This is a genomic window from Bartonella sp. PS7NMGDW (assembly GCF_042193585.1).
Classification (GTDB): Bacteria; Pseudomonadota; Alphaproteobacteria; order Rhizobiales; family Rhizobiaceae; genus Bartonella; species Bartonella grahamii.
Genome location: NZ_JBHILX010000068.1, coordinates 1 through 1,493, shown reverse-complemented (window position 1 = coordinate 1,493; position 1,493 = coordinate 1). Strand labels below are relative to the sequence as shown.

Here is a 1,493-nt window from a genome sequence, read left to right as displayed (position 1 = left end):
GTTTCCATGATTGGACGCTTGGAAATTGGTGTGAAGCTACAAAAAAAATGGATAACACACGAAGATGATCCAGAGCTATTGGGGCAAGTCCCTGGCACCTTAGCAGAAGGAGAACCTGGTGCCGCACGCGAAACAGCACAGCTTGTTTGGGCACTGAAAGAGGATGCGCAGAGCGGCACTTTCTTTCCCGTTTATATTTTACAAGATGGTGTTCTGATTGATCAAAAATCGCCCTCATTGCTTGAACCCGCCATGCAAGCTATTGCGACGTACGACCGCGCCCATGGACATTATATCGTGAGTGGCTGCCGTGTAAGCGCATTGGGAGCCAATAACGGTTGCCAAGTGTTTAGTATTCAAGAAGGAGAAGCCAATATCAATGGCTTTAAACGCAAACGCCTTGCCGCCTTGCGCCATGAAGAGGTGCAAGACTTTTCAACAAGCGTTGTTCCAAGCGAAACGCATATTTTTGCGCCTCCAAAAGGGAAAACAAGCTTTACCTTTAAACCCTATTATTTTCCTATTGCCGATATTCAGTCTCTTTTGTTGACAAAAGAAAAAACCGTTAACGTCACCCGTGGTGCCGTTGCTTCGGGGCGTGATGGTGTTCCGGATAAAAGCATCACCGCGTTTATCAAAGTCGTTCAAGGAACTAAGGAATTTAAAGAAGGAACAGATTTTAAAAAAACCGGAGATACCATTGATTGGGCGCCCATAGGAGACGAACCTTTAGCAGGGAGCAGCTATAAGGTGACTTATCGCACCCGCGCAAAAATCACGGCTGATAAAGTAACAGCGCAGGAAATCACAGTCTCAGGTGGGGCGCAAGGTGGTGATATTATCGTCAGTTACACTTATAAATTGCCCCGCATTGACCGTATAGGACTGAACACAGGGGGCAATGCGGTTTACATCAAAGGTATCTCGACAGATCAACCCATGGCACCCAGTGTCCCTGATGATGTGTTGTCCCTTGCAACAATCACCAACAATTGGCTTGAAACGCCGGGTGTGGTCAATGATGGCACACGTGTTGCCCCCTATGATGAGATGTGGCGCTATTTTCAACGGGTGCTCTCTCTTGACCGGTTGATGCAATTAGAGCGCATTAAAAGCAATGTGGACTCTAAAGAACCTGTCGCTAAAAAAGGCATGTTCGCTGATCCCTTTCTTGATGATAGTTACAGAGATGAAGGCTTTCAACAAACGGGGGCTGTAGGCAACGGCATTTTGCAGCTTGCCATTGACCCAACCTTTTACACCGCTAATCTTACAGCGCCTGTCACCCTTGACTGGACAAATGAAGTGATCATTGCGCAAGAGTTGACAACGGCTTGCGAAAAGATCAACCCCTATCAAAATTTTGCACCCCTACCTGGTACAGTCACTCTTACCCCCGCGACAGACTTTTGGCATGAACAGCGCACCGATTGGCTCTCAAGCGTGACCAATCAACTGAACATGGGATGGAACCGTGGGAGAAGCATTCGTAA

1 protein-coding gene is annotated in these 1,493 nt (G+C 47.4%); it reads left to right on the top strand.

Annotated elements, in window-relative coordinates:
* The coding region (locus tag ACFIKJ_RS09205) for a DUF4815 domain-containing protein (protein WP_375670537.1) at positions 1-1,493 on the top strand (1,493 nt) is incomplete at both ends.